The sequence below is a fragment of the Alkalihalobacillus sp. TS-13 genome, from assembly GCF_019720915.1.
Taxonomy (GTDB): domain Bacteria; phylum Bacillota; class Bacilli; order Bacillales; family Fictibacillaceae; genus Pseudalkalibacillus.
Genome location: NZ_JAHKSI010000008.1, coordinates 72745 through 79543, shown reverse-complemented (window position 1 = coordinate 79543; position 6799 = coordinate 72745). Strand labels below are relative to the sequence as shown.

The window sequence follows — 6799 nt, the reverse complement described above, 5'->3', positions numbered from 1 at the left end:
GGCAAATTGCCACTGAATTTTTTGAGCATCGTTTGATTGCTCATTAAATGTAAAACTTAAAAATTGATCAGGGTTCTTTTAAAAAGACCCGTTTCACGCTTGGCTTTTGTTCAGTTTTCAAAGAGCTTGTTTCCCTTTTAGAAGGGTGTTTTTTCGCCTCTGTCCCGAAGCGACTTAACTAATATATCATCTAACATATAGACGGTCAACCATAAATACAAAAAAACTTTCAAAAGGATTTTTTAGCTTGTTAGTGAATTAGATTATATAGTAAAAAAGTGCTGTATAAGGAAATGGAGGCAATCATGTATCGAATTTTCTATTTAGTTCTTTTCCTGCTGTCCTTTTACGGATTTTTGCAACTGATTAAATTGGTCTTCAACGCCTTTGTTCCATATAGTTCCATGGCGGATATCGTACATATTTGTTTAGCCATCATCGTCGGCGTACCGTTTTCATCATTCGTTGCCGGATGGCTGACACCTTTCAAGCCAGAAAAATAGTCCCTATAACTATAGGAGGCTATTTTTCATGGTTATTTTTTCAGAAATCCCCTCGTAAATACCAGATAAACATCAAACCTCCAACAGTGACTCCAATCCAGAGTAAAGTCTGCCTAATGACCTTTCCATTGATTACACCGCCATTACGACTTCGTACTTCAACGAATGTAACCATAAAGACAGATAAAACGACTAAACCGATCACCCAGTTAAACCACCAAGGTCTAACCACCATCCTATAGATACCGTTACCAACATGTTCGGAAGTAAAGTATACTGCACAAAAACCACCAACGATTCCTACCGCATAACAAATGATTTGCAGGATTCTCCATTGTTTATCGGTCATGAAATTGCTCCTTTTCACAAGGGAGGGGAGTTCCATTTCTCCTCCCAAAGGGTTTTAGTACTGTATGTCCTCCCGGCTGTGGTCCTTATCAAATTCTTTTGGGTCCTGATCAAAATATTTATCGGTATATTCCTTTACGAATTTGTCGTCTTTCAAGTATCCGGAGCCCCAAGTCGGATCCATCAGAAGCCATTTTCCATCGACTTTCGTTTCTACCCATGCGTGCCTTGCAAAAGAGAAGGTCGCTCTACCAGTCACCATCCTTGCTTCCATTCCGCTCGCCCGCAACAAAGCAATCGTAAGATAAGAGTAATCTTCACAGACGCCCGTTTTTTCATTCAATGTTTTTAATGCACTGTCATCGAATTCGAACGATTCATTGTTCAGCTTGTCGACGTCATAAGTCACATTCTTCGCTACATATTCATAGACCGCTTTCGCTTTTTCCCTTTCCTCAGTTTTTCCATTAGTTAGTTCTCCTGCTAATGATTCGATTTCAGGGTGGTCAGATTGGATGCCTTTTGATGGAAGAAGGTTCCTTTTGTCTTCTGCTGTTCCTTTCAGCATGAAGTTCGCCAAACCTGTGAAACTCCTGTAATCGCCGTTCGAACGTTCAAAATCTGGCGCAAACACACTTACCTCATATTCTCCCGGCCCGAATCGAAGAAAGACCTCTCCATCAAACTTGTAATCTTCCACCGGGATGCTGTACATCGCCTCGTCTTCCCCTTTCTTGGTACTGACGAATACAACCTCTGTCTGATCAGCATATGGAGCATCCGGATTGATTTCCCCTTTTATCGGATAAGAAAGATCAGTTTCCTCTCCACCGACTTTCGGGTATTCCAGGGAATACCCTAGTTCTTGATAAACCTTTGAATATTTGATCGGTGTATACGTTTTTTCAGATTGATTGTCTACGAGAATGACGGCTGCTTCGTTATAATAGTTTTCTCGCTCTTCATCTGGAGTCATGATCGTTGCTTTATGAACTCCTTTTCCATAGAAAAGCGGGATCTCTTTAGCAAAAGTTCCGTCTTTTGCGACAGGAATCATGACTTTGGAGGATTCATTTTCTTTATCCACCTTGACCATGATCATTTCCGCATCTTCCACGGTTCCGTTCAATGTAAAAAATTCATCTTCTTCAAAGAAACCGCTTGGGAGGTTTTCGAGCTTAAGGTCATGTTCCAGGGCAGGGATCCTGGTCATAACATCTCTCTTCACTTTCGGATTCACGTTCGTTACTTCGAATTCAGCAAGTCTTTTAAAGTAATTTTCAGTGCGATCATCTGGCAGACTGACTTTCACTTCATATTTTCCTTTTCCATTAAACAACTGAACCTTTTGCTCGAAGGTTCCATCGTTAATTGGAGTAAAATATTCGAATTCTTTCTCCCCGTCCGGGCTCTCTTTTTCACTTTGTACTTTGATCATGACGTAATCTGAAGTAAACTTACTTGTGTCTTTCACCTTTCCTTTTATGCTAAAAGAAGAATTCACATGGAAAGATTGATATTTCGGTGAAGACAACGTCGCGCCTACTTCTTCCGCATAACGGCCAAGTTCAATCTTTTTAAGGTCTTGATCGTTGTTTTTCTCTTCTGCTAATGCCGTGTATTCATCCTTTGGTTCTTCTGTTGTTTTATCTGCAGAAGACTGTGGGCTGCACGCCGACAAGACCAACAGCAGCACCATCAAGCTGTGCGTCAACCATTTATTCATGAACAGGCTCCTCTCCACCAACACAATATTTCATAAGACAGGGGCTGTCCAAAAAGTGTCTGAGTCTCTCCGAACTTAACATCATTTTGAGAAAAATCGTGGTTTTGATACAAAATGATGTGTTGGAGGTGTCTGACACTTTTCTTTTGGGACAGCCCCTATATGAATTCTTCAATGAACCGGCTATTGTTGTTTTTTCTTTTCAAGTTCTTCACGTGCTTTATCTCGGGAATCTTCTACTTCTTGTAAGCGTTTATCTTTACGTTCCTGGCTGTAACTTTCCATAATTTCTTTTCGTTCTTTGATCATGTCAGTCAAATCGGTGTACGCTCCCTTTTTCAACTTTTCATGATCGGATAGTAGATTGATATATCGTTTCAATAAACCATATTCTCTTTGTGTGATACCTATGAACCTATCATGTATTTTTCGAAGTTCACTGCTTTGTGTGGAATACCAGGAATTGATATCAATTCCTGCTTTCGCTTCACTGATATCTTCATCTATATTTTTCTTGACGTCACCGATCATATCATCAAGGGTTTTATTCAAGTCTGTTTTGGAATTGACGTCTTTATACTCTCCCCCGCCTGCAGCAGCAGTTTCTTTCAATTGTTTTTGACCTTTTGTATCCACATTGAATCCGATCACATTAACCGTCACGTCCAAATCAGATTCATGTATCTCCTTTGCCGCCTTAACCGGGTCCCCGTCGCAAGTCTCTACTCCGTCGCTGATAATATAGACTATATTTTCAACGTCATCTCCGACTTTGTTAAAATCGTCTTTAGCAAGTTCAAGAGAAGTAGCGATTGGCGTCCAACCAGAAGGTTTGAAATCATTGAGCGCATCCTGGAATTTCCCTTCCTCGTATGGATTTAATGGGTAAACCAATTCACTGCTGTCACAGGAAACCTTTTTATCCTTATCTTCACTGCTTCCTTTATGGCCATAGACACGCAGTGCTATCTTCGTATTGGGATCCGTATTTCCTGTAACTCGATTCAAGGCTGATTTCGCAAGTTCCATTTTCACGCCGCCATTCACTTGTCCAGCCATACTTCCACTTGAGTCTAACAAGAAAACGATGTTCTTTTGTTTTTCCTCTTCTGCTCTTTCACTAGGTGATTGATATTCAGAATTGAAAGCATCATACATTTCAGCTGGTTCTTTATATGGAAATCCCATTTTTGCAATGATGAAATCATAAGCTTGATCCAGGGACAAATCACTAGGAAGTGCCTTGACTTCATCATTTAATTTCTTATCCATTTCTTCTTCATCAATACTTTCTAGGTCCTCAACTTCTTGAATGAATTGCACTAATTCCCCAGGCCCTTGTTCGATGATTCCTTCTGCATCCTTTGCAGCTTCAGGATAATCGAATTTCTCTTCTTGTTTTTCCTCAGGGTTTTCTTTTTCCTTCGTTTGTTCACCATTGCTTTCATTCGAGCATGCTGCGATAACGAATAATAATATGAAAAGTAGAACGTATATACGAAGTGAACGTAACATGGTTCCCCTCCCTGGTTCTCTATAGAATATGTATTAGTATTAGTAAAAATTGATTCCTAACAATAGACCGTAAAAAAGCGAAGTCCACAACAATGCTTGTAAAAAAATGCTTTTATCGATCGCAAAGGCTTCTCTCTTTTTGGCGAGATGCCCTACGACAAAAAGGAAGACTCCAATTACGGATAATCCGAATAACACATACATCCATGGAGTTGGATGGACCATCACCAATTTGTCATCTTGAATTTCGCTTGTCATGACGAACATCGTTACCATCATCAGTATGGCAGCACCACCTGCTGTCCACTGGAATATAGCCCATCCACGCTTCTCCATAACTCTCACTCCATGTAATCAGTCAATTGAAATCTCCACGTAAATACCAGATAAACATTAAACCACCGACAGTGATCGTGATCCATAAGAGCGTTTGCCCGATCACCTTGGCATTAACCACGCCACCATTTCTGCTGCGCACTTCTACAAATACGACAGTGAAGATAGACAATACGATCAAACCACCAAACCAGTTCAACCACCATGGTCTCTCTACCATCCTTCTAACTCCATCTCCAACTGGTTCAGTGGTTGCTGATATAACAAACATTCCTCCACCAAAAATGATTATATAAGCTATGAGTTGTATGATTCTCCATGATTTATTGCTCATAAACGACCCCTTAATTAACTTTATTTATGACTTGTTGGACCAACCTTTTTATCTAAGGTATTTGATATAAGATCACTCAATTGTTTCTTTACGAACTCATAAGTGTTGCTAGCTGCGGAGTTGTTCACGAATCGAGTGACTAATGAATCAGGCAATACAAACGTCAAACCTACCGCAGACCCAATGAGGAAATCCATAGCTGTGGCGTCCCCTTTGAATGCTTGCATCGCCACATTCGAAAACCCACCAATCGCTACACTTCCAGCAATAGGAGCTGCCACAGTCCGGAGTGACCTGAATGAATTCAATATGCCCTTTGTCAGTCCAAAACCAAGTGGGGCTGTTGCAAATGCCAAACCAGTATCAAAAAACATTTCTCCATAATTTATATCACCAGTAATAATTAAGTTTAGAATATGCGAACCAAATGTAATACCAGCCGCTGGTCCTCCAACCTTCAGCCAGGCCGCTCCTAATCCCTTAGCTACCTGTATTCCTGCTCTTAGACCGCTCCCTGAAGCAAACCTGTTAAGTGTAAAGGCTAATCGCATGCCTGCCAGCTGACGGCCCGCGAAAATTCTAAGGGAGTTCGCTCCTGCTGCGAGGGCTCCTGTTGCTTGACCGACACCACCGAGTAACGCACCTCCAGCTGTCCAGCCTAGTGCCCCTAAGAAACTGTAACTATCAGAGCCGCCATTCAAGGCATAATAGAGCCCGCCAGCAATACCGGCTCCTACAATTGCAGCGATCGCCACAGGGGCAGAGATCACTCCGACGACAGCGACACCGACCACGACAGCTGCAACACCGACGAATGCGAGCGATGATTTGACCCAGTCAGGTGTATTCGCCCAAACATCACTGGTCCATTCGGTAAAATCATTCCAGGCGTTTTTGGTAGATTCCCAGCCTTCTGAAACTTTCTGGGTAGTCCAGTCCCAACCTTGTGAAATTTTTTCCCCGGTCCAATCCCAGGCACTATCTACCGCATCGACTGCAGGCTGGAAGAAATCACCGACATCCTTGATAACATCACCGGCTTCTTCCTTGAAATCATCCCACCAGCCGAACCAACCGCCATCATCTTCTTCATCACTACTTCCGACACCATCATTCACAGTACGTGTCAAACCACTGTCATCATACTCGAATTTTCCGATGTTCGCATGCGCTTCCGACAACGGTATCAGAAACGCAAAAAAAGCGACAACTAAGGTCAATACAATTGTCTTCCTCCAATTGAGTTGATAAACCATTTAATTTCCTCCCGGATTCTTCCCTAGCAACTGCACCATTTGCCCTTTTTTCAATCGCAAGCTATGTCGAGCTCCTTCGGTCGTTTGATCGTTGCAGATGCGTCTGCATCGATCCCTTCGAATAAGGAATCATCAACCGTAACATAACTTCCTTCTTTTTCTGATTCTACGAAAATACTGAACTTGCTTCGATCGAATTTCACTTGGACATTTCGATCTGCTCCGTTTCTTTCTGCATATTCATCCGCTGCTCTCCGGATACGTTCCATGTCACCTTCAATAGCTGTACATGCCATGGAGTTAAGCTCGTCATCATCATAGAAATAGTTCAATGCTTCAACCGGATCGATTTCTGTACTTGGATCTTCAAGCCATTCTCGTAAACTAGGAGGCATCGTCACCTCTCTATATTTTTTCTCAATCTCCTTGATGATTGAATCCAAAAAAGAATCTTCATCTTGAGGCGGTTCTTCGCCTTCATCGCCTTCTCCGCTTTCATCTTCATCTGATTTAGCCTTTTCTTTTTCATCTTCAAAAAGTTCTCGTAGTTCTTCAAGTTCACTTTCAATTGCGGAAGTATAGCGCTCTTCATAGATTTCTCTTGCTTCTTTTGCTGCAGCCAGCACTGCTGCGTCCGCACTTGTTTGAATGATTCTTTTTGAAATGAACACATTAAAGAAATCAAAAAACATGAAGCTTATGAAAATAGAGGCGATCAGCATGCCGACAATCACGAGCAGCATGCCGTTCCCTCGTTCATTTTTGAGATACTTTTTCATGT

General features: G+C 41.8%; 8 protein-coding genes. 1 reads left to right on the top strand and 7 read right to left on the bottom strand.

The annotated features are described in order from the left end of the window. Positions 1 to 305 precede the first annotated feature (305 nt). Positions 306 to 503 carry a hypothetical protein gene (locus KOL94_RS23735; protein ID WP_221569150.1) on the top strand — a complete coding sequence of 66 codons (198 nt, stop codon included), beginning with the start codon at positions 306 to 308 and terminating at the stop codon, positions 501 to 503. A gap of 40 nt (positions 504 to 543) precedes the next feature. Here KOL94_RS23735 and KOL94_RS23730 read toward each other — a convergent pair whose 3' ends face one another. The 7 genes from KOL94_RS23730 to KOL94_RS23700 all read right to left on the bottom strand — a co-directional run bounded on the left by KOL94_RS23730 (position 544) and on the right by KOL94_RS23700 (position 6797). Beyond that, positions 544 to 852, bottom strand: coding sequence for a hypothetical protein (locus KOL94_RS23730; protein ID WP_221569149.1), 309 nt, complete (start codon positions 850 to 852; stop codon positions 544 to 546). Between the two features lie 54 nt (positions 853 to 906). Next, a complete protein-coding gene (locus KOL94_RS23725) occupies positions 907 to 2577 on the bottom strand; it encodes a transglutaminase domain-containing protein (RefSeq protein ID WP_221569148.1) in 1671 nt (556 codons plus the stop codon). A gap of 183 nt (positions 2578 to 2760) precedes the next feature. Further along, the gene (locus KOL94_RS23720; protein ID WP_221569147.1) at positions 2761 to 4092 is read right to left on the bottom strand and encodes a vWA domain-containing protein; all 1332 of its coding nucleotides are present in this window, start codon (positions 4090 to 4092) and stop codon (positions 2761 to 2763) included. Between the two features lie 39 nt (positions 4093 to 4131). Continuing rightward, positions 4132 to 4428: a hypothetical protein gene (locus KOL94_RS23715; RefSeq protein WP_221569146.1), complete on the bottom strand. Its 297-nt coding sequence runs from the start codon at positions 4426 to 4428 to the stop codon at positions 4132 to 4134. Positions 4429 to 4450: 22 nt separating this feature from the next. Further along, positions 4451 to 4762, bottom strand: a complete 312-nt coding sequence (locus tag KOL94_RS23710) for a hypothetical protein (RefSeq protein WP_221569145.1) — start codon at positions 4760 to 4762, stop codon at positions 4451 to 4453. Positions 4763 to 4782: 20 nt separating this feature from the next. Then, on the bottom strand, positions 4783 to 6018 hold the full coding sequence (locus KOL94_RS23705; protein WP_221569144.1) for a hypothetical protein: 1236 nt from the start codon (positions 6016 to 6018) through the stop codon (positions 4783 to 4785). A gap of 50 nt (positions 6019 to 6068) precedes the next feature. Then, a complete protein-coding gene (locus tag KOL94_RS23700) occupies positions 6069 to 6797 on the bottom strand; it encodes a pilus assembly protein TadG-related protein (protein WP_221569143.1) in 729 nt (242 codons plus the stop codon). Positions 6798 to 6799: the final 2 nt, after the last annotated feature.